The organism is Erythrobacter sp. SCSIO 43205 (assembly GCF_019904235.1).
Taxonomy (GTDB): Bacteria; Pseudomonadota; Alphaproteobacteria; order Sphingomonadales; family Sphingomonadaceae; genus Erythrobacter.
The window spans coordinates 3,263,996-3,289,041 of the sequence record NZ_CP063202.1 but is presented as its reverse complement, the minus strand read 5'-3'; the positions used below and the strand labels follow the sequence as shown (position 1 = coordinate 3,289,041).

General features: G+C 56.0%; 15 protein-coding genes. 12 read left to right on the top strand and 3 right to left on the bottom strand.

What is annotated here, in order from left to right; all coding sequences use genetic code 11:
- The first annotated feature begins 6 nt into the window (after positions 1-6).
- From INR77_RS15355 to INR77_RS15310, 10 genes are all read left to right on the top strand, one after another.
- Entirely contained in the window at positions 7-1,233 is a 1,227-nt protein-coding gene (locus INR77_RS15355; RefSeq protein ID WP_223071854.1) for an integrase arm-type DNA-binding domain-containing protein, read from the top strand.
- A gap of 196 nt (positions 1,234-1,429) precedes the next feature.
- Positions 1,430-3,277: a DUF262 domain-containing protein gene (locus tag INR77_RS15350; RefSeq protein WP_223071853.1), complete on the top strand. Its 1,848-nt coding sequence runs from the start codon at positions 1,430-1,432 to the stop codon at positions 3,275-3,277.
- Between the two features lie 9 nt (positions 3,278-3,286).
- Complete coding sequence (locus INR77_RS15345) at positions 3,287-5,356, top strand: DNA methyltransferase (RefSeq protein ID WP_223071852.1); 2,070 nt, start codon at positions 3,287-3,289, stop codon at positions 5,354-5,356.
- 29 nt (positions 5,357-5,385) lie between these two features.
- Positions 5,386-6,192: a hypothetical protein gene (locus INR77_RS15340; protein WP_223071851.1), complete on the top strand. Its 807-nt coding sequence runs from the start codon at positions 5,386-5,388 to the stop codon at positions 6,190-6,192.
- Entirely contained in the window at positions 6,182-7,243 is a 1,062-nt protein-coding gene (locus INR77_RS15335) for a hypothetical protein (RefSeq protein WP_223071850.1), read from the top strand. Before INR77_RS15340 ends, INR77_RS15335 begins: the two co-directional genes overlap by 11 nt.
- A 57-nt stretch (positions 7,244-7,300) precedes the next feature.
- Positions 7,301-12,241, top strand: a complete 4,941-nt coding sequence (locus INR77_RS15330; protein ID WP_255573824.1) for a DUF3320 domain-containing protein — start codon at positions 7,301-7,303, stop codon at positions 12,239-12,241.
- Between the two features lie 251 nt (positions 12,242-12,492).
- Positions 12,493-13,665, top strand: coding sequence for a site-specific integrase (locus tag INR77_RS15325; RefSeq protein WP_011413786.1), 1,173 nt, complete (start codon positions 12,493-12,495; stop codon positions 13,663-13,665).
- Entirely contained in the window at positions 13,662-14,858 is a 1,197-nt protein-coding gene (locus INR77_RS15320) for a tyrosine-type recombinase/integrase (protein WP_011413787.1), read from the top strand. The genes INR77_RS15325 and INR77_RS15320 overlap by 4 nt, the downstream gene beginning before the upstream one ends.
- 509 nt (positions 14,859-15,367) lie before the next feature.
- On the top strand, positions 15,368-15,808 hold the full coding sequence (locus tag INR77_RS15315; RefSeq protein ID WP_173216233.1) for a DUF983 domain-containing protein: 441 nt from the start codon (positions 15,368-15,370) through the stop codon (positions 15,806-15,808).
- Positions 15,789-17,150, top strand: coding sequence for a PLP-dependent aminotransferase family protein (locus INR77_RS15310; RefSeq protein WP_173214033.1), 1,362 nt, complete (start codon positions 15,789-15,791; stop codon positions 17,148-17,150). The genes INR77_RS15315 and INR77_RS15310 overlap by 20 nt, the downstream gene beginning before the upstream one ends.
- Before the next feature lie 571 nt (positions 17,151-17,721).
- On the opposite strand, the gene INR77_RS15305 is transcribed toward INR77_RS15310, so the two are convergent.
- The 3 genes from INR77_RS15305 to INR77_RS15295 all read right to left on the bottom strand — a co-directional run bounded on the left by INR77_RS15305 (position 17,722) and on the right by INR77_RS15295 (position 22,706).
- On the bottom strand, positions 17,722-19,332 hold the full coding sequence (locus INR77_RS15305; protein ID WP_199799323.1) for a class I adenylate-forming enzyme family protein: 1,611 nt from the start codon (positions 19,330-19,332) through the stop codon (positions 17,722-17,724).
- A gap of 44 nt (positions 19,333-19,376) precedes the next feature.
- Positions 19,377-20,150 (bottom strand): SDR family NAD(P)-dependent oxidoreductase, encoded by a 774-nt coding sequence (locus INR77_RS15300; protein ID WP_152434304.1) that lies wholly within the window; start codon positions 20,148-20,150, stop codon positions 19,377-19,379.
- Between the two features lie 117 nt (positions 20,151-20,267).
- Complete coding sequence (locus INR77_RS15295; RefSeq protein ID WP_152434305.1) at positions 20,268-22,706, bottom strand: TonB-dependent receptor; 2,439 nt, start codon at positions 22,704-22,706, stop codon at positions 20,268-20,270.
- 319 nt (positions 22,707-23,025) lie between these two features.
- On the opposite strand from INR77_RS15295, the gene INR77_RS15290 reads away from it, so the two are divergent.
- Both INR77_RS15290 and INR77_RS15285 read left to right on the top strand, forming a co-directional pair.
- A complete protein-coding gene (locus tag INR77_RS15290) occupies positions 23,026-24,066 on the top strand; it encodes an AraC family transcriptional regulator (RefSeq protein WP_223071849.1) in 1,041 nt (346 codons plus the stop codon).
- A 123-nt stretch (positions 24,067-24,189) separates the two neighbouring features.
- Entirely contained in the window at positions 24,190-25,017 is an 828-nt protein-coding gene (locus INR77_RS15285) for an enoyl-CoA hydratase/isomerase family protein (RefSeq protein WP_223071848.1), read from the top strand.
- Positions 25,018-25,046: the final 29 nt, after the last annotated feature.

Genomic DNA, 25,046 nt, shown 5'->3' with positions numbered 1-25,046 from the left:
CCCCAAATGCCGATTTTAGCGCAAGAAATCCGTAGGTTACGCCCCAAAAACGTGTCATTTCGGAAAACCGACTCAAAAGGCCTCTATTTGGAGGTGTTTCCGAACGGCTCGAAGCTCTGGCGATACAAGTTTCGCATAGCCGGAAGGGAAAAGCGGATGGCCCTGGGAGCATGGCCGGACATCTCCCTCGCCGATGCGCGCAAGCGGAGGGACGTGGCGCGGCTCAAGGTTCTCGACGGAATCGATCCAACACTTGAGCGCAAGCGGAAGAAGCGTCTTGCACGCATGAATGCCGGGAACAGCTTCAAGAGCGTTGCCGAGGACTTCATCAAAGTGCGCATGGTGGACAGCGGGAAGGCAGAATCAACCATCCGCAAAGCGCGCTGGTATGTCTCGCTACTTGAGCCCGACATCGGGCGGCGTCCAATCAATGACATCGAGCCGGTCGAGGTGCTCGAGAGCCTCAAGAAGATCGAACGCAGAGGGCACCGTGAGAGCGCCAATAGAACTCGCGCGCTGGCCAGCAGGGTGTTCCGGCACGGGATCGCCTGTTCGCTCTGCAAGAGCGACCCAGCGGCCCACCTAGGCGACGCCTTGGCGACACCTATCGTGACCCATCGCGCGGCCATCCTGGACCCCGACAAGTTCGGCCAGTTGCTCCGCGACATTGACCAGTTCACAGGCACGCCCTTGGTCCGCATTGCCATGCAGATACTGCCCCACATCATGACGCGACCCGGCGAAATGCGAATGGGGCAATGGTCGGAGATTGATTGGGGCCAAAGGATCTGGAACATCCCTGCGGAGCGCACCAAGCTACGACGGCTTCACGCGGTACCCTTGTCGGATCAGGTGATGCTCCTGCTGCGCGAGCTGCATTGCCACACAGGCGGCTTCGAGAAGATGTTTCCTGCACAGCAATCGCACCTGAAGTACATGAGCGACAACTCGATCAACCAGGCAATGCGCCGGATGGGCTACGGCCCCGATGTGGTGACCGCACACGGCTTCCGCTCGACCGCTTCGACCTTCCTCAACGAGAGCGGCAAGTGGCATCCGGACGCGATTGAGAGGGCGCTTGCCCATGGCGACAGCAACGCGATCCGGGGCATCTACAATCGCGGCAATTACTGGGACGAGCGCGTCCAGATGGCCCAATGGTGGAGCGACTATCTGGAAGAGCTTAAGGCGGGGGCGAAGGTGCTTCCTTTTGTCGGACAGCTTTATCGGTAAGGCAACTTTCGAACCTGCCGCATGCTGAGAGAAAAGGTGTGTTGGTTAGAGGATTTGCTGTAGAGCGATGGCTCGCTCCGCCTGCTCCAGTCTGTCTTGCAATTGCGTGCCAGCGCGAGAATTGTTCAATTACACTCTTGCTAAATAAGCGGCTGTAAAGTCAATTGCTCCCGCGAATACTGCGCAGGGGGCAATCTTGACGACTTCATTTCAGACGAATCCTTACAAGCTGAGCGACCTCATGCGCGATTGCCATGAGGGCAAGCTTCAGCTTCCTGATTTTCAGCGTGGATGGGTTTGGGACCAGGATCGCATTACGGATTTGCTAGCTTCGATTTCCGAAGGCTTTCCAGTTGGCGCTTTGATGACCCTCGATGCAAGCGGTGAGGTGTCATTCGCTGTCCGGCCCGTTGAGGGAGCGCCTGCGCCTTCAAAGGACATTGAGGCTTATCTTTTGGACGGGCAGCAGCGGATGACTTCGCTGTACCAATCGACATACTCCACGGTGCCGGTCGCGACCCAGACCGTTAAGAAGCGCCCAATCAAGTTGCATTTCTATTTCGACATTCGCGCCGCCTTGGACGACGAGGTGGCCAGGAGTGAGGCGATTGTTTCGGTTCCAGAGGATCGCGTCATTCGCGAAAACTTCGGACGAGATATCAAGCTCGATCTTTCGACCGCAGAGAAGGAATTCGAGCACCTCCATTTCCCGATCGACCGAATGTTTGAGGCACACATCTGGCAGCAAGCAGCAACGGCTTGGACGTTCGAGCAAATGCCAGAGAGAGGGAAGCACCTAGAGTTGATCAATGCCTTCATGCAGGGTGTGGTCAGAAACTTTGACCAATACCAAGTTCCTGTCATCAAATTAGGTAAGGACACCAGCAGGGCGGCCGTTTGCCTGGTATTCGAGAAGGTAAACACCGGAGGGAAGCCGCTCGATGCCTTTGAGCTCGTCACGGCAATGTACGCTGCAGAAGAGTTTCACCTTCGAGACGACTGGAAGGAACGAAGAAAGCGCCTGGTGTCCGCCCAACCGGTGCTTGAGAAGATCGAGCCCGTCGAATTTCTGCAGGCAATTTCGCTCCTTCACACGAAGGAAGTTCGAGAGGCTGCTACCGCAGACGGCAAAGATCCGCCTGCCATCAGTGCGACCCGCAATAGCTTGTTGCAAGTGCCACTCGCGGCGTACCAAAAATACGCTCCGATGGTTGAGGATGGCTACATCGCTGCCGCTAAGTTTCTCCACTCTCTTAAGATATTCAAAGCCAGGGATCTGCCCTATCAAACACAGTTGGTCCCCCTCGCTGCAATCTTGGCTGATCTCGGCAATACTTGGGAGAATGACTCCGTCCGGCAAAAGCTGGCGCGATGGTATTGGAGTGGGGTGTTTGGCGAGCTCTATGGATCTGCCACCGAGAGCCGCTTTGCACTCGATATCCGAGACTTCAAACCGTGGCTCAGTGGAGGAGCGGAGCCACAAACTGTGCAACGCGCCAGCTTTGAGGAACGGCGGCTCCGGACCCTTCGGTCGCGGCTTTCAGCCGCATACAAAGGCGTGCACGCGCTTTTGATGAAATCAGGGGCGCAGGACTTCAAATCCGGACAGCCTTACGATCAGGCGGTTTTCTTTGACGAGAACGTGGATATCCATCACATCTTCCCGCAAGCTTGGTGCAAGGGTAGGGGCATCGGGCCGGAAATCTACAACAGCATTGTCAACAAGACCCCGATAGCTTCTGGCACTAACCGCATGCTCGGTGGCGTGGCCCCCTCTTTGTATTTGGCCCGCTTGACGAAGGGAAATGAGAGTAACCCTCCGATCGATCCGGATCGCCTTACGACGATCCTTGCCAGTCATGAGATTGATGAAACCTACCTAATGTCGGACGAATTCGCAGACTTCATGGACGACCGGCGTCAGAAACTTTTGGTATTGATTGAAGCCGCGATGGGTAAGGAGGCGCTGAAGGAAGCTGAGGTGCCATCGGATCATGAAGAAGAGGATTACTACGCAGAAGAAGAGCTGGAGGCTGCGGAGTAACCACCACCCATGACCCCTGTAGAATTCATCCAGAAATGGCGCGCCGTTGATCTCAAAGAGCGAACTGCTTCCCAGTCGCACTTCAACGATATTTGCCGCCTGCTCGACATCGAAGACCCGATATCCGCCGACCCCAAGGGCGAGTGGTTCACCTTCGAAAAGGGCGCATCAAAGACCGGTGGTGGCGAGGGCTGGGCCGATGTCTGGCGCAAAGAATGCTTCGCCTGGGAATACAAGGGCAAGAAGAAGGACCTCGACCGCGCCTTCGCCCAGCTTCAGCAATACGCCATCGCGCTGGACAACCCGCCGCTACTGATCGTTAGCGACATGGACAGGTTCCGTATCCACACGAACTGGACGAACACCGTGCAGGAGGTGCACGAATTCGCGCTAGATGACTTGCTCGATGGGGGCACGCGTGATCTCCTTCGCAACTGCTTCCTCGATCCGGAACGGTTGAAGCCTGCCAAAACGCGGCAGATGTTGACCGAAGAGGCAGCGGAGGAATTTTCGCAACTTGCCCAGAGGTTGCGCGAACGCGGTCACGAGGCGCACGCCGTCGCGCATTTCGTCAATCGGCTCGTGTTCTGCATGTTTGCCGAAGACGTTCGATTGCTGCCCGATCACATGTTCACCAAGATGCTGAAGGCCAGCATCAAAGCCCCTGAGCGATTTGAGCTGAATGCCAGCAAGCTCTTCGCTGCCATGCACAAAGGGGGAGACCTCGATTTTACGCCGATCGAATGGTTCAACGGTGGGTTGTTCGATGATGACAGCGCTTTCCCGCTAGAGCGTGGCGATATCGACAATCTCCTTGCTGCGGCGGAACTCGACTGGTCGGAAATTGCCCCCTCCATCCTTGGCACGCTTTTCGAGCGCGGTCTCGACCCAAGCAAGCGCAGCCAGCTCGGTGCACACTATACCGATCGCGAAAAGATCATGCAGATCGTCGAGCCGGTCATCATCCGTCCTCTGATGGATGAATGGGCGGAGGTTCGCGGCAAGATTGAAGAGGTTATCGCGAAGGCTGAGAGGGCCAAAGGCGGCGCACGAACAAAGGCCGAGAATGAAGCGAAGAGGCTGCAAGCTGCGTGGCATGAGCGTTTGCGCAAATTCCGGGTTCTCGACCCTGCATGCGGTTCCGGCAACTTTCTCTATTTGTCGCTGCTTGCGCTCAAGGACATTGAGCATCTCACCAACCTTGAGGCGGAGGCCCTTTCCCCGAGCCTCGCAGCGCAATTCCCCAATAGTGGGCCGGAGAATGTGCTTGGTATCGAGCTCAACACGTATGCAGCAGAGCTAGCGCGCGTCTCTGTCTGGATTGGCGAAATTCAGTGGATGCGCAGGAACGGCTTTGAAGCAGCGAAGAACCCGATCCTGAAGCCGCTGGGCAATATCGAGAACCGCGATGCGGTGCTGGTCACAGATGAAGATGGCAATCCGCTGCTCGACGAGGAAGGAAAGCCGCAGAGGGCAGCGTGGCCTACGGCGAATGTGGTTGTTGGCAACCCGCCTTTTCTTGGTTCGTCAAAAATGCTGGAGGAACTGGGCGAAGTATATTCTACTTCATTGCGAAAAGCATGGCCGCAAGTTCCCGGAGGAGCCGATCTTGTCTGTTTCTGGTTTGCCGGGGCATGGGACCGACTTCTGGCCGGAGAACTGGAGATCGCTGGTCTTGTCTCCACGAACTCCATTCGCGGTGGCGCAAATCGCGAAGTGCTCAAACCCATCGTGGAGGACGGAGGGATATTTGAGGCGTGGAGTGATGAAGAATGGACCGTTGATGGGGCAGCGGTTCGTGTTTCTCTGATTGCATTCGGACTGGACAAGGGCATTCGAGCTCACCTGAATGGTGAACCGGTCGGAAAGATTGGCTCTGATCTGACACCAACAATCAACAATGTGGATTTGACCAAAGCTTCGCAGCTGGATGCGAACAGTGCCGTCTGCTTTGAAGGCTTCAGAAAGTACGGAAACCTGGACATTGGTGGAGAAACGGCGAGGCGATGGTTGACCCGCCTCTCAACGTCAATGGATTGCCAAACTCTACCGTCCTTCGCCCATACATCGGTGGCCTAGATCTAGTGAGACGACCTAACGATGTATGGGTGATCGATTTCTTCGGATTCGATACTGAGGCGGCGGCCTCCCAATTCGAAGCGCCTTTCGAGCACGCATTGCGTGAGGTAAAGCCCTATCGCCTGACGGTTAGAGATAAGCAGCGCCGCGAAAAGTGGTGGCAGTTTGGGAGGAGCGGCTCGAACTTGAGAAGTGCGCTGAGCCCCTTAGAGAGAATGATAGTCACTCCAAGGGTATCGAAATATCGGCTATTCACTTGGCAGAACGTGAACATAAGACCGAGTGATGCGACCAACGCAGTGGCCCGCGACGATGACACCACATTCGGCATCTTGCATAGTTGCTTTCATGAAATTTGGTCGCTGCGCTTGGGTACGTTCCTCGGCAAAGGCAATGACCCTCGATACACACCGTCTACAACTTTCGAGACCTTCCCCTTCCCTGAAGGCCTCACGCCCGACATCCCCGCTGCCGACTATGCCGATGACCCGCGCGCGCAGGCGATTGCGGGAGCCGCGGCCAGGCTCAACGAATTACGCGAGAATTGGCTCAATCCGCCAGATCTGGTCGAGCGCGTGCCCGAGGTGGTCGAAGGCTATCCGGACCGCATCCTGCCAAAAGACGACGCCGCCGCGAAGGAACTAAAGAATCGCACCCTCACCAACCTCTACAACACCCGCCCAGCTTGGCTCGATCACGCGCACCGCGCCCTCGATGAAGCGGTTGCCGACGCCTATGGCTGGGGCGACGACTTTCGCGCTGGCACGCTGACGGACGACGAAATTCTAGCACGCCTGTTCCGGCTCAATCAGGAAAGGGCAGCGAATGAGTCGTGAGCGCATTGAGCAAGCGGCGGAGCATATTGCGCAAAGCGCCTTTGACTTTCTGGAGCGCTCCGTCGGAGAGATCGAAGATCATCCGAAATACTCGGTGATCCACTTCGCGACGGCTGTAGAGCTGCTCTTCAAAGCCCGGCTGATGAGCGAGCATTGGTCGCTCGTCGTCGAAAAGTCTTCCGAAGCGGACCTCATTCGTTTTTTGGACGGTATTAGCCGCACAGTTTCGCCGCGTGAGGCGGTGCGACGCCTCAAGAAGGTTTGCGGCCAAAACATCTCCAATGAAGCGGAAGAGCAATTCTCTAGGCTCGCCGCTCATCGAAATCGAATGATTCATTTCTTCCACGAGGCCGGTGCTGATGGCGCAGACCCTCAGACGGTGCAGGAAGTTGTCCGAGAACAATGCCTCTGCTGGTTCCATCTGCGCTCTTTGCTGAGGCAGTGGACTGATCAATTCCAAGATTACGATGAAATAGTGACCCGTGTGGATTGGAGGATGCAGAGAAACCGGGAGTTCCTACGGGTCAAGTTCGATCAGCTTCAGGAGCAGATCGAAGCAGATAAGGCCAACGGTACGGTCTTCTCGGAATGCTCGGGTTGCGGCTTTGAAGCGGCTGAACTGATCGAGCAAACAGATGTGTTGAGAGATGTCACTTACCGTGTTTGCCTCCTTAGTCGCGGCTACTTGGAAATGGCGTGTCCAACGAAATGTGGCGAAAAGATTTGTATTGAAGCTGATCACGGCTCCGATCGCACATGCTCAAACTGTGGGCACGAGGTTAGCGGGGAAGAACTAGATGCAGTTCTAAGCACTGAATTCGTGCGGCAAGAAGATTACCGGCAGATGAGCTGCGCTTTCTGTATGGATTTTGGCACTGTTGTTCAGCACGGAGACTGGTTTATTTGCCTTGAATGTCTTTCTCATGAGGAAGGCATCGCAGAATGCGAATGGTGTAATGAAATGCAAATTGGGGCAGGGGATCTTGAGTTTAGCCACTATTCGGGGTGTGAGTTTTGTGACGGCCATGCGGGTTGGCATCGCGATGACTAAGGCAACTTTTCTCCCCCGACCTCTTGATTGTAGAGATGGCAGCCTGGGGGTTGCCTTATGACGCGGCCCCTCTTCCAGGAAAGCATTGGCGAACTACAAGACCGCGTGCAACGCAACCAGCACTCCGCTGCAGAACTTATGCTCGTCCGCAGCGAACTCATGCATCGCAATACGCAGGCTGCGCGTGACTTGCGCGTTGCAATCGAGCAGCGGATCGCAGTCCTCGAAAACGAAAGCCGCGAAGCTGACGAGCCTGTTGCGGAGAATGACTGCGAAGGATCCGAGGAGTTCGAAGACGGCGAACTGATTGCGGACGCCGACCAGCCGGCGATCATCGATCCTGCGCTTCGAAAGCTGTTCGATGATACTCGCAAGCGATTGGTCGAAACTGGTACGCGCAACCGGCTTGTCCACGTCAATCGGAAGAATGCGCGCGCCAACGTGCTCAATATCGTCAACGAGCGGTCCGACGACGTTTACTCGCACCTTTCATCGGACAAGAAGATGCGCTTCTTGGCGATCGGAAAAGACAAGGGAGATGACAGCGAACAGATCCGCTTCTTTGACGCGGATGAAGACGGATTCGATGAAAGCCGCTACGGCGACAATCAGCTGGAAGTTAAGCTAGGACCGGACGCTTTGCAGAAGCGTTTGCTGCGGCTTGCCCGCGAGGCGAGGACTGCAGAGGAAGAGCAAGGCACCAACATCCTCTACCTCGCGATGGGGTTCTTGACCTGGTTCGAGGACAAATCGTCGGCGGTCCAGCGAGAGGCGCCGTTGGTGCTTCTGCCGGTTGAGCTCAAACGCAATGAGAGAACATCCACCTACGACATTCTTGCCAGAGGTGATGATATTGTCACCAACTTGCCTCTAGCCCGGCGTCTGAAAGATGACTTCGGTCTTGAGCTTCCAGAGATCGAAATTGATGACGGGTGGCTCCCGTCGAAATATTTTGACCGCGTCGAAGAAGCAATTTCTGAACGAGAACGTTGGGCGATTGACCGAGATGGGATGCAGCTCGGTTTCTTCTCTTTCGCGAAGCTTCTTATGTACCTCGATCTGGATCCGGAAAGATGGCCAGACGGGGCACTGGAGAAGCACGGCCTGGTAAATGGATTGCTCCACGAAGGCTTCGAGAGCGAAGAGCCAATATTCTCTGAGGATGTGCAACTCGACGAGGCCTTACCCCCTCAAGAGATATTTCACGTCGTTGACGCGGATAGCTCTCAAGCCAAAGTCATCGAGGAAGTTCGAAAGGGTCGAAATCTTGTCGTTCAAGGCCCCCCTGGCACTGGCAAGTCGCAAACGATCACCAACATAATTGCGACGGCTGCGCGCGAGGGGAAGACCGTACTCTTCGTTGCTGAGAAAATGGCCGCATTGTCTGTTGTGCATGATCGATTGGTAAAGACTGGTCTTTCCGACATCTGCTTGGAACTTCACTCTAAAGCATCGAACAAAAAGGCTGTGCTTGCCGAGTTAGGAAGGACATTGAGTGCGGCAGGAGCCACGCCCGACATGCCTGGCCCGCCTGATAAGCTGAAAGAGGCACGGGACCGATTGAATCACTTCGCTGAAGCCCTACACAGGCCGATCGGAGATACTGGCAGGACGCCATTTGAAGCGCTGTCTCGTCAGTCCGCCCTCATTGGCAGTGGTTCTAAGCCCCCTTCTCTGGAGGTCAGCGCCCTCGCAACAATGACCAAGGAAGAAGAAAACGACCTCCGGGCTTCCTTGGTGAAACTTAGTGAATTGATCGCAGTTCTCGGCGAGCCAAGCGGACATCCGCTAAAGGGAATTCAGAACCTCAATTTGCAGCCAGTTGAGCTCAACCGCTTTGAGCAGAAAATCGCGGACTCTATCGAAAGGGTTCGTGAGTTCGACGAAGCATTCGCGACCCTTACGCATGCTTTGGGACTGGAGACTCCTAGCGCATTCGCAAGTGTCGATCCGCTGCTCGATATGGTGGACCGGCTCGAGAATCTGCCGGATATCTCTCCAGAAAGCCTGGCACTGCTCATTGAAGCGGATGATCGATCTCGCCTGCTGGAGACCCTAACGGAAGGTGAAGAATGGGAAGAGCGAAAGAACGCCCTGCAGCCGATATTCGTTGAGTCAGCATTTTCTACGCCAATTGCGCATCTCCGCGGGCCGATAGCAGCAGGTGAGAGTTCGTTCTTCGCTCGGTTGGGTTCTTCCTATCGCTCTGCTTCGAGAGAGCTGGGTGGCCTCCTTCAAGAGAAGCTTCCCTCCAAAGCTACGGACCGTCTCCAACTCTTGGACGAGCTACTTGACGTGCAATCTCGCTATTCTCGTTGGAATGAGGACAAAGACTACTGTGCCGAAGCTTTAGGAGAAGCCTGGCGTGGATCTCGGACGAAGTTCTCGGAGCTATCTCAGGCGGCACGATGGGCTGATCATCTGCGAGCCGGGCCGATCGACATACCCACGCTGAAAGCGATTTCTGCTGCGACGAATATTGCAGACCTGAGGGAGAGCCGGGAACGACTAAAGCAGAGATATAGTGCCGCTCAAGCAGCCGTCGAAGGTGCTCTAGCGGTAGTTGAGTTGCCCCCCGAGGCTTTGGGGGAAAACGGCCTCTACGAGATGCGTGCGAACAGACTCTGCGACCGGCTGGGAGCGATAACGGATGCGTTGCCCTTTTACAAAGACTGGGCACTCTATCGCAGCCTCATTGAGAAACTGGATGAAGCAGGGCTTGCGGCTCTTAGCGCACGGATCGAATCTCAAGATCTTTTAGGTGCAGACGCAGTAACCGAATTTGATTTTGCTCGAGCGGAATGCCTTTGGAACCGAGCCATCAATGAAGAACCGGCACTCGTCGAGCTGCGTGATCTGGATCGTCACAAGCTAGTCGATGATTTCCAAAATCTCGAAAAAGGACAATTCGAAGCCAACGTAGCGGCTATCCGCGCTCAGCACCTCGATCAGGTTCCGCGTGGCGCTCAAGGAGAGATGAGAGTAATTCGTGGCGAACTTGGGAAACGTCGTGCACATATCGCATTACGGCGGCTCTTTTCATCAGCGCCCACTGCTCTGAGGCGGATAAAGCCGGTTCTGCTAATGAGCCCGATCTCGGTCGCTCAATTTCTTGAACCAGGCTTACATGACTTCGACCTCCTCGTCATTGACGAAGCTAGTCAGGTCCGTCCAGAGGACGCGCTTGGAGCGATCGCGCGTGCCAGGCAGATCGTGGTGGTCGGTGATCAGAAGCAGCTTCCGCCAACATCATTCTTCGACCGCCTTCTAGGTGACGCAGAAGATGGCAGCGACGATGACGACGAAACTGAAGATGATTTGCTCGGCGGGGCGGCAACACTTGGCGAACTCGAAAGCGTTCTCACGTTGTGTGAGGCTCGTGGGCTCGGTTCCAGGATGTTGGAATGGCATTATCGTTCGCGAGATCCATCTCTGATCAAAGTATCGAATAGAGAATTCTACGAGAGCGGATTGATCCTCCCGCCTTCGCCATTGCAGGATAATCCCGACTACGGGCTTTGTTTTACGCGAGTGGATGGAGCCTACGACCGCGGTGGGAAAAGAGACAATCGCATCGAAGGCGAAGCGATTGTTGAGCGAATTTGTGAACACGCGCGCTCAACGCCCAAGCTATCATTGGGTGTTGTCACCTTCTCGTCAGCGCAGCGAAACCTGCTGACCGAGCTTTTGGAGCTGGAACGACGACGGAATAGGGGATTGGACGAATTCCTCCGGGAGGGGAAGTCTGAGGATTTCTTCGTCAAAAACATCGAGAACGTACAAGGCGATGAGCGCGACGTAATCCTGATAAGTGTAGGCTACGGCCCCGTTGTACCTCGGGGTCCTCTTACCTCGATGTCCTTCGGCCCAGTCAACGCGGAAGGAGGCGAACGTCGGTTGAATGTTCTCTTCACGCGCGCCCGGCTTCGTTGCGAAGTTTTTGCTTCGTTTGAACCAGGGGCGATGGACTTGAGCCGGACCAGCCGTGAGGGTCCAAAGGTACTCAAGCGTTTTCTTGAATACGCAAAAGCGGGCACCTTCTTGGATGCTGAACCGACGGGCGATGACGCAGACTCTCCATTCGAAGAGGATGTAGCCGAAGCGATCCGGTCGTTCGGCTTTCTAGTTGACGGCCAAGTCGGTTCCGCTGGCTTTAGGATCGACCTTGGAGTCCGTGACCCAGAACGACCAGGGACATACATTCTTGCGGTTGAATGCGATGGTGCGACATATCACTCGGCTCTTTGGGCTAGGGAACGAGATCGCCTTAGGCAGGGAGTCTTGGAGCACTTAGGTTGGCGGTTCCATCGAATCTGGAGCACTGACTGGTTTTACAATCGCGAGGCAGAGATTCGTCGATTGCAAACCGCGCTTGAAGTGGCTCGCGATGCTAGTTGTAGCGGGGTTGAGATTTCTGGATCGAACCAGATCACTGTGTCTCCTGAGCAATCATCATCACCGATCGAGATCGAAGTGCCAGAGTTTGAGACCCGGAAGATGCCTGCATACGAAAGAGCAGACGTCCGAGTTACACAAAGGCACGAACCGCACGAGGTTCACATAAGTGTCATTGCCGAACTCGTGCAGAAGATTGTCGCCGCAGAGGGGCCAATCCACCAGCAAGAAGTTGCGCGAAGGGTTGCCGAGGCATTTGGGAAGGAAAGAGCGGGCTCTCGGATTTTAGGGCTAACACTCCGGGCACTACGTGGAGCCCGACAAACGTCTAGTACTCTTCGAGACAGTGACGACTTCTGGTTCACGAAAGACCAGAAAATGAACCCTCCAATCCGAGATCGGTCGACCGAGAGCGGATCAGTGCTTAAGGCTGAAAACATCTCTCTAATTGAGATTGCCGGTGCAATCTCTATCGCGCGAGAGGATAATGCAGGTGGGTCAGACGATGAACTCATTCGGTCTGCTGCACATCTGCTCGGGTTCAAACGAGTTGGCCCTGATCTCCGGCTCAGATTCCAAAAGGCCATTGCTCACGCGCGGTAGGGAATGCAGGACCAATTGCATTTCAGAGAACGGTCCGGGCTATCAGCTGGACCCCACCCGCGCACATTGGAACTTGACAGGCACACCGTACGCAGTAGCACTGCTATGTTTTGGGAAAAAGTGCAATAAAATCAGTGCGCGAAACGCTCAAAGTGCTCGGCAGAGAGGGTGCTGTTGAATGCCGCCCGGTCCCCGCAAATGACAGTAATTCCAAGGGTTCTGGGGGCAGTTTGCATGAGGGCGAATGCCATATGGTCCCCAAACGTCGAAGGTCTGCCCGTAGAGCGCTTCTCGATGGCAATTTTGCCCGCCGCAAACTGCCGCAGCGCGAACGCGAATACTGCATCTGGGACACCGAGCTGGCAGGCTTCGGTCTTCGCGTAAGGCCGAGCGGGAACTACTTCTGGTTCGTTCGCTTGCGGCATCGCGGCAAGCATCGGCGCATCACCCTTGGCCGGACCGACGAGCTTGAGGCGGGACTGGCAAGGGCGCAGGCTCGCCGCATTCTTGCAGAAACCGCGCTCGACGGATTGCCCAAGCGCGCAGTGGTGAAGGCCACCCCAACGATGACCGATTTCGTCGAGGCTTATTGGGATGATCTATCCCGCGTCTGGAAGCCCTCGACCACCAAACGAAATTGGGATGCGTGGCGGCTCGATATCAAGCCTACGTTTGGCGACACGCGCGTGGCGGACATCCTTCCAGCAGACATCCACCGCTGGCGCGATGGATGCGCGGGAGAGAGCGAGGTGAAGTTCAACCGCGCCGTGCCCGTGCTGTCCGCGCTGCTCAAATATGCCGAGGCGCTCAAGATGCGTCGGCCAGGTTCGAACCCCTGTCGAGGAATGCCGCGCTACAAGCGGCAAAGCGTCGAACGCTATTTGACGCCAGCCGAGTATCGCCGGATCGGAGCGGCATTGCGAGAGGCTGAGGCAGACCGACCGGCAGAGGTCGCAATCGCTCGCCTGCTCTTGTTCACCGGCGCGCGCGTGGGCGAGATCAAGAATCTGCGCTGGGAGTGGGTGAAGCCACCGCGACTGCTGCTGCCAGACAGCAAGACCGGTCCCAAGGTGATCTGGCTCAATTCGCAGGCGCAGGACGTACTTGCGGTGATCGAGCGGCGCGAAGATAGCGAGCTGGTATTCCCGAACAAGACCGGCAAGCGTCCGGTGAACTTCGATCAGTGGTGGTTCGTTTTCCGGCGGCGCTGCGCATTGCCCGACGTTCGTATCCATGATTTGCGCCACAGCTTTGCTTCAACAGCGATTATGGAAAACGTGCCGCTATCGACCATCGGCAAGCTGCTGGGCCACAAGCTGGTTGAGACGACCGCCAAATATGCGCATCTGTCCGATGATGTGATCGGCGAAGCCGCCGAGCGGATTTCCGGCTCGCTGGCGCAAGCTATTGGCCTCAGGCCATGACCGCCGCCAGTCTCAAGAAGATCGTCGAAGAGGCGCTTGCCGAGGTCGGGGCAACGGTCAACTTCAAGCTCGTTCCCAAAGGCAAGGCGCGCACCACGACCTGGCTTGGTGTCGAGCACGGTTTTGGCATTCGCCACTATCCGAGTGGCCGCAACGTCTACATCGTCCAGACGCGCATGGCAGGCCGAATGCGCACGGTCACAATCGGGCCTACATCGGTCCTAACTCGCTATCAGGCCCAAATGGTCGCGCGCCGCGTCATCGCATATGCACAGGTCGGTCGCGATCCGGCGACCGAACGCCAGCGCATCCGGTCCGCGCCGAGCTTCGCCGATTTCGTGACCGAATATTGGGATCGCTGGGCGCCACGTTGGAAAGCATCGACCCTGGAAACGCACACCGGCTACCGCCGCCGCTATCTCGATGATGCCTTTGTCGGCGTCTACATCGACGAACTCAACGAGGGCCATGTCACGAGCTGGTTCGCGGACCTCAACAATCTGACTGGACCGGGAGCATCGAACCGTACGTTCGAAATCCTCAAGCATATGCTGAACAAGGCAGAGGACTGGGGCTACCGGCTCGAGAACACCAATCCGTGCCGCTCCGTCCGGCCCAACCGCAAGCGCCAGTGCGAGCGCTTCCTTACCAATGATGAACTGGCCCGTCTGGGTGCCGAGCTGACAAATCTGCGCGCATCAGAGGATCGCACCAAGCAATGTTCGGGTGCAGCGATCACGCTCCTGTTGCTGACTGGTTGTCGCAAGAGCGAAATCCTCACGCTCGAATGGACCGACATCAAGGGCAACCGGCTGCACTTGCGCGATAGCAAAACCGGGCCGCGAACGGTTTGGCTTGGCTCGGCAGCGCGCGAGGTGATCGCCGCGCTTCCGCGCTTCGAGAGGATCCCATATCCATTCTGGAACTACCGCTACCGCAAACCGCTTCGATGCGTGAATGGCTTCTGGCGCAGGCTCAGAGACGAAGCAGGGCTACCCGACGTTCGCATCCACGACTTGCGCCATACCTTTGCTAGCCATGCAGCGATGAACAAGGAAACCTTGCCGATGATCGGACGGTTGCTCGGTCATGCTAATGTGCAGACGACCGCGCGCTATGCTCATTTCGATGACGGTCATTTGCTTGAAGCGGCGCAGCAAATCGGCGATTTGCTCGAGTGCATGCTAAATTGAGCAAGCGGAACAGACCTGAAAAGATCCCGGCTTTAGCCGAGTGCCTTCCTTTTAGATGTCGTGCTCCTTCGTCAATCGGCCAGCAGCATCCCGAGAGGTGCCTGACGATTCGATCGGGAATGCAACGCAAAGACGGACATAAGGGGGAAAGTCTGCTTCGCGCCCCAAATCTCGTCGTTCCGAAACTATCCGGGAGATCCCAAAAGCGGTTATTCGCACGGCTCAGTGCGAAGGGAGTTTCGCGCCCCGGTCTCAGCTGTCCGGGATCCACATAGCTGGATACGACTGCCGATTGCCAGTCACCGTTGTGGCGACCCATTTGGGTAATTTCTGGCACGATCTTATGCCGGAAATTGATCCGAGCGACCCATAGGGTAACGGTCACGGCTAGCTCGCGCTCCCCTTGGAGATTTTGTATGGTTCACGGGAAATCATAAAGCTCAAAAAATTAGCTTTTCGCCTATCTTGTTGCTATGTATGTATGGATCAATACATTTTATGTAGGGAATATGGTGGTGAAGATTTCCGAGCGAACCAAACGAGCGTGGATTTTCGAAGCGGGTTGGAAAGGGTTGTGTCCTCGCTGCGGGAAAGGCGACATGTTTCGCTCGTGGCTCAAGGTCACCGACAAATGCGAGCAATGTGGTCTCGACTATCGGTTCGCATCTCCTGACGACGGGCCAGCCTTTTTTTCCCTCTGCTTCGTCGCCCCCCCATTGCTTGCCGTGATCGTTTGGCTACAGGTCTCGCTCGAACTCCCGACTCTGGTGCTTTTCGTGATCGGCCTCCCCTTGTTAGGGATTGGCTGCGTTTTGCCGTTGCGTCCAATCAAGGGGTGGCTTGTGGCCTCGCAGTTCGTCAACAAGGCTGTCGAAGCCGGCACAGAGAAACTGTGGGCGGAAATGCACGAGCGGGAGGATGATTCCAGAAATGACAAACTGGGTTCCTGATCTGAGCGGAAAAGCTGGCCCCAAGTATCTTGCGCTCGCGGAATCACTGACGAATTCTATCGGGACTGGCGAGCTGAAGCCTGGCGCGCGATTGCCTCCACAGCGCGAACTGGCGCAAACTCTAGGCTTTGATCTGACCACCGTTACCCGTGCCTATAACATCGCTCGTCAGCGTGGGTTGATCGATGGTCGGGGGAAAGCCGGGAGCTTCGTGCGGGAGACGGCCACGCATTCGATCTACGCAGCCGCGCAAGTGGATACCGGATTGAATACGCCGCCTGTCCCATCGGACGGGATTCTCCAGAAAGAGATGAAAAGAGCTTTCGATTTGGCTCTTGGCCAGAACGCGGGCTCATTGCTCCAATATCAATCCGCTGGCAATGATCAGGCAATCATCCGGGCTGGAACCGACCTTGCGGCGCGGGTCGGGCTGAAACCGGCTATGGATCAGGTAGTCACGGCGGCTGGCGGCCAGAATGCGCTGCTCGCCGTATCGCGGGCGGTACTTGCTCCTGGTGCCAGGGTCGCCTGCGGAGAGTTCGTCTACCCCGGCTTTCGCGCAATTGCTTTGCGTCTGGGGGTCGAACTGGTTCCCTTGCAGGCCATGAATGCCGATACACTGGAGCTTGCCTGTCGGCAGAATGATATTGCGGCGCTCTATGTCGTTCCTACCAACGACAATCCCACGGCAACCACCATCCCGCTTTCGGAACGTCGGAGAATTGCTGAGGTCGCTCAGCGATACAAGCTGCAGATCATCGAGGACGATGCCTATGGCCTTCTGCCAAAGAGTCCGCTGCAGGCGATTTCCAGCCTTGTTCCGCAGCAATCGTGGCACATCCTCAGTACGTCCAAAATCATCTCACCTGCTCTGCGGATTGCCTTCATCAGCGCGCCCACCGTGGCAGATGCACTGCGGCTAACGGCGGAGGTGCATGACACCGCTGTGATGCCACCTCCGCTCAATGCGGCAATGGTCGCAATGTGGTTGCGCGAGGGGGCCTTTGACAGCTTGGTGTCGGCAGTGCGGGGCGAAGCCGAATGGCGTTCGGATCTTGCTGCCAAGATCCTGAAGGATCATTCAATCTGCCTCCAGCCTCAGGGTTACCATCTCTGGCTTTCGCTTCCAGCTGGAGCGTCGGCTTCCATGCTCTCTCAGCAGCTTACTGCCGCGGGTGTCGGAGCGATTCCATCCGACAGGTTCGCGGTAGGCAAGGTCGCCGCGCAAGCGCTGAGGGTCTCGCTTGGCGGCACGGCCCCACGAACAACCCTTGAGGCCGCTTTGAGACAACTCGCGGGCCATCTATCTCTACTCGACGTCGAGCGGGCTGATATCATTTAGGCCGCTTTCCCGGTGGCTCTTGTTCAAACCGGCAAGTCCGGAACCGGCCCAATTCCAGTCGTATAATTCGAAAGACCTCAATGGGCAGCTTCTGGGCCGATGGCGGACTGTCGGCAATTGACAGATGAGGAGCAAAAAAGCAGTCGTACTGTTTCCTAGCTAATAGTAGAAACGCCACCAACCACAGCTTCTTCGGTGCCTGTACCTGAGTTGACCCTCAACAACAGCGGCATGTTCGGGCTGATTAAGGAATCGTCGGTAGACATGTTGTCCCGGAGGAAGCGCGATAAGATTGGCGAAACTATTTTGCGCGCCGCTGCCAAAAAAATTGGGATGGTATCGGCGATGAGCTCGAGATCGAACTATGGGGCGAAATCTACAAGTGTAGAATTCGTGACACGTGGAATGTTGGAGAGGAACTGTCTCTTCGCGTCGAGATTGGGAAACACGACCCGCTGGTTTCTGGCTTCTACTATGAAAAAGGCGACCAAATTCAGACCTCGACCCGACAGGAAAACGCGCAATCGCAGAAAAGTTCACCTGGCGAACAGAATGCTCCTATCATCAGAACCTATGCAATTTGTCGGTCTCGGCTCTTCCAGTATTTCGCGCGCACGTCCTTGCGGATGACCTTGCCGACCACGCTGGTGGGAAGTTCATCGACGAACGCAACCGTTTTCGGAGCTTTGACCGATCCGATCTGTTCTTTCACATGGGCGACAAGCGCCTGCTCTTCGACTTCTTCCTGCCCGTTAAGCAGGACCTCGGCATGAATTGCTTCGCCCCAATCCTCATGCGGGATGCCGACGACTGCCGACATGGTAACGCCGGGATAGGAATTGATCGCAGCTTCGACTTCGGTCGCATAGACATTGAAGCCGCCAGTGATGATCATGTCCTTCTTGCGGTCGACCAGATAGCAATAGCCCGCCTCGTCAACATAGCCGACATCACCCGATTTCCAGTAGCCGTCGATGAATTCTTCGGCGGTCTTTTCCGGATTGCCTTCATAGCCCTGACAGGTGCCGCGCGACCGAATGTAGAATTCGCCAACTTCACCTCGCGGGACGGGATTGCCATCATCATCGCAAATGGTCAGTTCGATCCCATTGTTACGTCGTCCGGCTGATGCCAATCGCTTGTCGTCCCCCTCATGCTTTTCTTTGCCAAGATAGAGCGCAACCGCGAGATGTTCGGTTGAACCATAGGCTTGTATGAAAACCGGGCCAAACCGGGCAACAAGCTGTTTCGCCTTGGACGGGCTCATCGGGGCGGCACCGTAAAACACTGTTTTTAGCGTCGAGAGATCAAATTTCTCCGCCTCCGGCATTTCCAGAAGGCGATATGCCAATGTGGGAACGACGAACGCGTGGGTGATCCGTTCCTGCTCCACATATTGGCACCATAGCTCGAGACTGGGCTCGTTCATCGTCACGGTGCAACCACCGAGCAGCATGGTCGGCTGGACCAGCATGCCACTGCCATGACTGATCGGCGCGATATGAAGCGTCCGCGTTTCTTCGGAGAAATCCGACCCCGGCAGCACCTGATAGCTTTCACTACAGGCGAGTATGTTGTCGGCGGTATAGCGCGCGCATTTGCTGTCGCCGGTTGTGCCCCCGGTAAAACGCATCAAAATGATATGCGAGTGTCTGTCGATCTCGATATCGGGATTGTCGCTCGAAGCTGCATCCAGCAATGCGGGCATTTCCAGCACACCTTCGCGGGCATTTTCCTGCGGATCCATGCAGACGACCTGAATGCCAAGTTCGGCCAGCGGGCCAGCATGGCTTTCGATCAGTGAATTCTCGATCAGCGCGGCTTTGGGTTTGACGGTCTCGATTTGGCTCAAATGCGTGTCGAGACTATCCCGAAAATTGCCATGGCAGCAAGTAGGCAGCGCCTTGGCTGCAGTCGCCCAGTGAAACAGCGAGAGATTATCATTATCGAGAAAGCAGACATAGCGATCCCCCGCCCCCAGCCCCAGCGGGCCGTGCAGAACATGGGCGAAGCGGTTGGTCAGTTCATGATAGTCGCGGAATGTCAGGCGACGATTGCGCTCGATATTCACAATCGCCTCGCGATCACCGAATGACTCGACCAGACCCTGCATGATCCGGCTGTAGTTGAAGGGGTTTGGCACCTGTTCCTGATCACCCGATGCAGTTGCTTGCGAGCCCATATTCCTGTCCCTTCTCAAATCGGGCGCGACCGTTATCGGTAGCCCTATTTTGCTTTCAACCGGGTGGCAGCATCCAACCGGATTGTTTCTCCATTAAGATACGCATTCTCAACAATATAACGGCATGTATGCGCAAATTCGCGCATGTCACCCATTCTCCTGGGAGCCTCAATCGTTTCAACCAGAGAGGAAACCACTTTCTCACCCAGCCCCATCACCAGCGGAGTGCCAAAGAGGCCCGGTGCGATGGCATTGACCCGAATCCCCAGCACGCCCAACTCGCGCGCGGCCGGAATGTTGAGGCCAATCACGCCTGCCTTGGACGCTGAATAGCCCGATTGGCCGATCTGCCCTTCATAGGCCGCACCCGATGACACATTGACAACAACACCGCGCTCTTCACCATTTTCAGGTTCATTGCGCGCCATCACCGCCACACATTTGCTCATGACGTTGAACAGACCGATCAGGTTCACGTTAACAACTTTGGCAAATTTGGCGAGGTTCGCCGCATTGCCCTCGCGGTCGAGAATTTTTGTCGGCGCAGGTATACCGGCCGCGTTTACGTTGACGTGGATGGCACCGAAATGCGCTGCGGTCGCATCCACCGCACGCGTCACTAGTCCTTCATCAGTCACATCGACTGCATGAAATACCGCATTGTCAGCCCCCAACTCTCCGACAAGCGCGGAGCCTGCCTCTTCATTGAGATCAAACAGCGATACCTTCGCCCCGTGCTCGACAAAATAGCGAGCAGCCGCAGCGCCCAGACCAGACGCGCCACCAGTGATAACAGCTACTTTTCCCGCGAACTGCATATAGCGAATTCCTCCATTTGCGGTTCTCCGCTGCTGCCAGCAGTAGACAATCCGCATCGGCTTTGCCCGTTGGAACCGCCCCCCACAACAAGTATGGGAGACGGTTCAGGGAGAAGCTCAGAAGTTAATTTTACCTTCGAAACCGATTACACGCGGCTCCTCGATCCAGCCGACATAGACGCCCGGGCTAAGCGGTGCGTCAACGCTCGCAGTGTAGGTAGCCTTGTTGGTCAGGTTCCGGCCAAATACGCGCAGTTCAAAGCGGTCAAATTCGACCCCGATATGCGCGTCGATCTTGGCGTAACCACTCTGGTAAGCGTTGGGATCAAGGTCAGTATCCAGGAACATTTCATCCTTGAAGTTCACTGTGACCCGCGAAGACAGCGTGAAACTGTCAAAATCACGAGTGTAGTCGAGATAGGCATTCCCGCTCCATTCCGGTGCAAAGGAGCCACGCTGACCGGACAGATCCTTGGTACCCGGACCGCCTGAGTTCGGACAGGTCGCCAGGTTTAGTTCAAGAACCGAACAACCTGCTGTCGGGAAGGATTGGAATTCATGGTCGAGATAGGCAATCGCACCGCCAAGTTCCAGATCATCAGTAATCAGTAGCTGTCCGTCGACCTCGACGCCCTGCACCCGCAGCTCCGCTGCGTTGCCGACCACAAAGGCCGTGCCATTGAACGACGTTACCTGAAGGTTTTCAAAGTCACTCCGGAACACGATAAAGCCAAGCCGTGCGCTATTGCCAAACTCATGCTTGATGCCGAATTCCCAAGCCTGAACACCTTCATCCTCAAACTCGTGGCCGGGCAGTGGATTGCCAGCCACATCGGCTGATTCAGGACCAAAGTTGTAGCCACCTGATTTGTAGCCTTCCGAATAGGAGATATATGCAGACCCATAGGGGCTGTATTTCCAGCGCAGCTTGACCGAAGGATCAAGATGATCTTCCGAGCGTGAATCGTTCAGAATGTGTGCAAATCGGCCCAAAAGCCCGGCGAAGGTCGCAGCAGCATTTGCACCATCGGCTCCACCGGCGGCAGCCGCTGCTCCAACATAGGTCGGAAGATCGGGTGATCCGATAGTGTCTTCCGGCTGGACCAGAATCTGAAAGTTGTTGGTATCCCCTGTACCAATCGCCACTCGTTTCTGGACATCTTTTTCATCGTGCGAATAGCGGAAACCAACTTCAAGCGTCAGCGTATCCGACAGATCAATCGAAGCCTCACCGAATGCCGCAATCGTCTCGGCATTCTGGTCAAAATTCGTGAACTGACCTGCACGCAGCAAACCCCCGGGAAGAATCGAGGCAGGCAATACGCCAAAGTCGCCATTGAAAAGCGTAATCGCGTTCAGATTCAGATCTTGCTTCTCGTAGTAGACGCCTCCGAGGAAGTTGACCGGTCCGTCGAAGTCGGTCGCAAAACGCAACTCCTGACTGAACATATCCAACTCTTCCTGATCGCGATTCTGGATGAAATCGACAGGAAGGAAGTCCACATCATGATTCTGCAGGAACTTGAAATTGGAGAGGCCTGTAACCGAAGTTAGCGTAACCGGCCCAAGCTCCCAGTCCATTTTCAACGACCCGCTGATCGATTCAAGCTCTTCTCGATCTCCGCCCGGAGCCATACTCAGATTCCCGATGGAATTGATGTAGCGGCGACCAGCCGTCGCAGGAGCAAAATCGGGGTCGACCAAACCCGACAGCGCCAGAGTGTTAGGCGTAGGAAGTGCGGGATCAACGGCAAAGATAGTCGCCTCTTTACCCACACCGTCCATTTCGGAGTAGGACACCTTCGCCTCGATATTGAAGTTGGAAGCGGGCTCCGCAACCAGCGTCAAACGGGCGAGGATGTCCTCACGATCAGCCTCATCACGATCAAACAAACTGCTGGTCACATAACCATCAGTTGATGTGTAACGTCCGGCGAGACGAATGGCCGCCGAGTCTCCCAACCCTGCAGAAACAGCTCCGGTATAGCGCTGCGAATTAAACTCCGGCTCCCACGCAACTCCGACAAAACCTTCAATGTCGGTGCCAATCTCCGGATTTGTGGTTTCGACCTTAACAGCACCCGCAACGGTGTTTTTACCGAACAAAAGCCCCTGCGGACCGCGCAGAACTTCAGCCTGCTGCAAGTCAAACAGTGACTGGGTAAACTGACGGCTACGTGGTTGGTAAATGCCATCAACATACATACCGACCGACTGCTCAAAGCCCTTGTTGATGCCCGAGCCAACACCGCGAATAAATACGTTACTGGTCTGCGCTGCACGACCGACTTGCAGGCCGGGAACACGCGCTGAAAGCTGCTCAAGACCGGTGACACCCTGACTTTCAAGCTCTGCGCCACCGATGGCTGTAACGGCCACCGGGGCATTGGTCAGCGTCTCGTCCCTTTTACGTGCGGTAACGACGATCTCGCCCAGACCACCACTCTCTTCGGCGGCTTCCGTGTTATCCTGCGCCACTGCCGGCTGCGCTGCCAGCATGGACATCGGAATGGCTACCGAACCCAGAAGCAGCGTTTTGCGATTGATCGACGACATTGATGTTCTCCCTGGAAATCTCAAATTTCCGACTCTTCACTGATGACAAAAAACTGTCACAGTCCCACAAGCGGTTTAGAAGATTGCCGGGAGAATGCGCGCAGGAACGCCTGTCACACTGCGCCAACCTGCCGTCTTTTCTCGCGCAGAACGGGTGAAATCGGCCCAAACGGGTCGCGGGCCTCCGGTGAAGATTTGGGCTAGCGAGATGTTGCCGGGTTGCTTTATAGTGGCATGACCCCCACCAGATATCGGGCCGCAGACAACTTCGGTTGTTTGACAAGTGAAGCTCCGGAAAGGGAGCAGGGAGAGACTGGCTTTGGACGATGATCTTGAACTGCAAGGCGCAGAACCGTCAGTCATTGCCAGCTGGCTGATCCACCTTGTTGCCATCATCGAGGAATTCGGTCTTGAAAGTGAGATCGAGGCGATTCTGGACGAGGCCGGCATTGATCCGGAATTGCTCAATGACCCGGGCGCACGCGTTCCTTCGGAGAAAATGAGCCGGTTCTATTCGATTGTAGGCCGGGTGACGGATGACGCAGCAATCGGGTTGCGGCTTGCCGAACGGCTCACCCCGGGCTCCATGCATGCGCTGGGCTATTCGCTCTTTGCCAGCCGTACCCTGCTCAGCTTCTTCAACCGCTGCGCCCGCTTTTTCCGCCTGATATCCCACGCCGCCGATGCCAGCATCGAATTGCGCGATGACAGGCTGGTCTATGTTTTGAAGCTGCGCGAGGATATGCCTGCGTTGAGGCAGGACGCCTTTATTGCAACCGTGCTGCGTTTTGCGCGCATGGTCTATCGCTCCAGCTTTACACCCATGCTGGTAAGAATGCGCCGACCGGAACCAAAAGAAACCTCCGCCCAGTTCGATGACTTCTTTTGCTGTCCGATTGAATATGGTTGCGATCAACTGGAAATGCATGTTTCCAAGGCCGATTACGAACAGGCCCTTCGCGGGGCCAATTCGGAAATTGTCCGCCATCATGACCAGATCGCGATGGAATATATCGCCCGCTTCGATGACCAGCAGATCATTCCGCGCATCCAGTCCACCATTGTCAGAATGCTGCCGGATGGTGATGTGTCGGTAGAGGCCGTGGCCGCCGATCTGGGAATGAGCAACCGCAATCTGCAGCGCCAGCTTCAGAATGAAGGCACTACCTTTAACGGCGTGCTTGATGATATACGCCGATATCTTGCAATTCGGTACCTGCGCGCCGGGCGGCATTCGATCAAGGAGATATCCTATCTTCTGGGATATAGCGATCCCAGCAATTTTTCGCGTGCTTTCCGGCGGTTGGCGGGCCAGTCACCGCATGAGTTTCTCGACAAAACGGAGGTACGGGCCAAATAGCTGCGCCGCTACCAGGCCCGACGCCCCATTGACGCGTTTTTGGCGTGCAATGGCAAGTCAAGCGCATATCAAAAAGGCGAACACATACTATTGTCGGTGTCGGACAGTGCAATCCAGAGGCACATGTTCCGTTTGGACAAAACCCGGAAATATACGATGACGAACTATGAGACGATATCATTTGAAACCGGCAATGCGGTGGCATCCATTACGCTGAACCGGCCGGAGGCAATGAATTCCATATCGGCAAAGATGGTGGAGGAGCTTTCCAACGCCATTTCCATTGTTGCCGGGGATGATGATCTGCGCGCGCTGATAGTCACGGGCACGGGCCGCGCCTTTTGCTGCGGGGCTGACCTCAAGGGTGTTCTGGCCGAAACTCAAACGGGCAAGACCGAGGGCTTTACCGGCTTCTTGGAGGCAATTCAGGATGTGCTTATCCAGTTGCGCGAATTGCCAAAACCAACCATTGCCGCGCTGAACGGTATGACGCTGGCGGGCGGGCTGGAAATGGCGATTGCCTGCGATATTGTGCTGGCCGCCCGCAGCGCACGGATCGGTGACAGCCACTCCAATTTTGGCGTCTTGCCCGGGGGTGGCGGCGGAACAATCTTGCCGCGTTTCATTGGTGAGAAGAAAGCCAACCTGCTGCTTTTCTCTGGCGATAATTGGCCTGCAGAAGAGTTCGAGAAGATGGGCTTTGTCAGCGCGGTGCATGATGATGATGCGCTGCTGGACGAGGCGCGAAAGCTGGCCGAAAAACTGGCCCAGAAGAGCCCGCTGGTTCTCGCCCGGATGAAGGAGATGGTCGATCAGGGCGCCCGGCTCGACACGCGCGACGCGCTCGCGCTGGAAAGCCGTTTGCTCGACGAGCACGCCCAATCTGCAGATTTTCTCGAAGGTCTTTCAGCCTTCGCTGAAAAGCGCGCACCCAAATACACAGGCACATAACAACCTGATCGCAGGCTTACAGGAAGGGA

Bases quoted from the DNA above. Each gene is read 5' to 3' on its own strand.
- INR77_RS15355 (WP_223071854.1), top strand. From the start codon at position 7: ATGCCGATTTTAGCGCAAGAAATCCGTAGGTTACGCCCCAAAAACGTG.
- INR77_RS15345 (WP_223071852.1), top strand. From the start codon at position 3,287: ATGACCCCTGTAGAATTCATCCAGAAATGGCGCGCCGTTGATCTCAAA.
- INR77_RS15335 (WP_223071850.1), top strand. From the start codon at position 6,182: ATGAGTCGTGAGCGCATTGAGCAAGCGGCGGAGCATATTGCGCAAAGC.
- INR77_RS15330 (WP_255573824.1), top strand. From the start codon at position 7,301: ATGACGCGGCCCCTCTTCCAGGAAAGCATTGGCGAACTACAAGACCGC.
- INR77_RS15325 (WP_011413786.1), top strand. From the start codon at position 12,493: ATGGTCCCCAAACGTCGAAGGTCTGCCCGTAGAGCGCTTCTCGATGGC.
- INR77_RS15320 (WP_011413787.1), top strand. From the start codon at position 13,662: ATGACCGCCGCCAGTCTCAAGAAGATCGTCGAAGAGGCGCTTGCCGAG.
- INR77_RS15315 (WP_173216233.1), top strand. From the start codon at position 15,368: ATGGTGGTGAAGATTTCCGAGCGAACCAAACGAGCGTGGATTTTCGAA.
- INR77_RS15310 (WP_173214033.1), top strand. From the start codon at position 15,789: ATGACAAACTGGGTTCCTGATCTGAGCGGAAAAGCTGGCCCCAAGTAT.
- INR77_RS15305 (WP_199799323.1), bottom strand. From the start codon at position 19,332: ATGGGCTCGCAAGCAACTGCATCGGGTGATCAGGAACAGGTGCCAAAC.
- INR77_RS15300 (WP_152434304.1), bottom strand. From the start codon at position 20,150: ATGCAGTTCGCGGGAAAAGTAGCTGTTATCACTGGTGGCGCGTCTGGT.
- INR77_RS15295 (WP_152434305.1), bottom strand. From the start codon at position 22,706: ATGTCGTCGATCAATCGCAAAACGCTGCTTCTGGGTTCGGTAGCCATT.
- INR77_RS15285 (WP_223071848.1), top strand. From the start codon at position 24,190: ATGTTCCGTTTGGACAAAACCCGGAAATATACGATGACGAACTATGAG.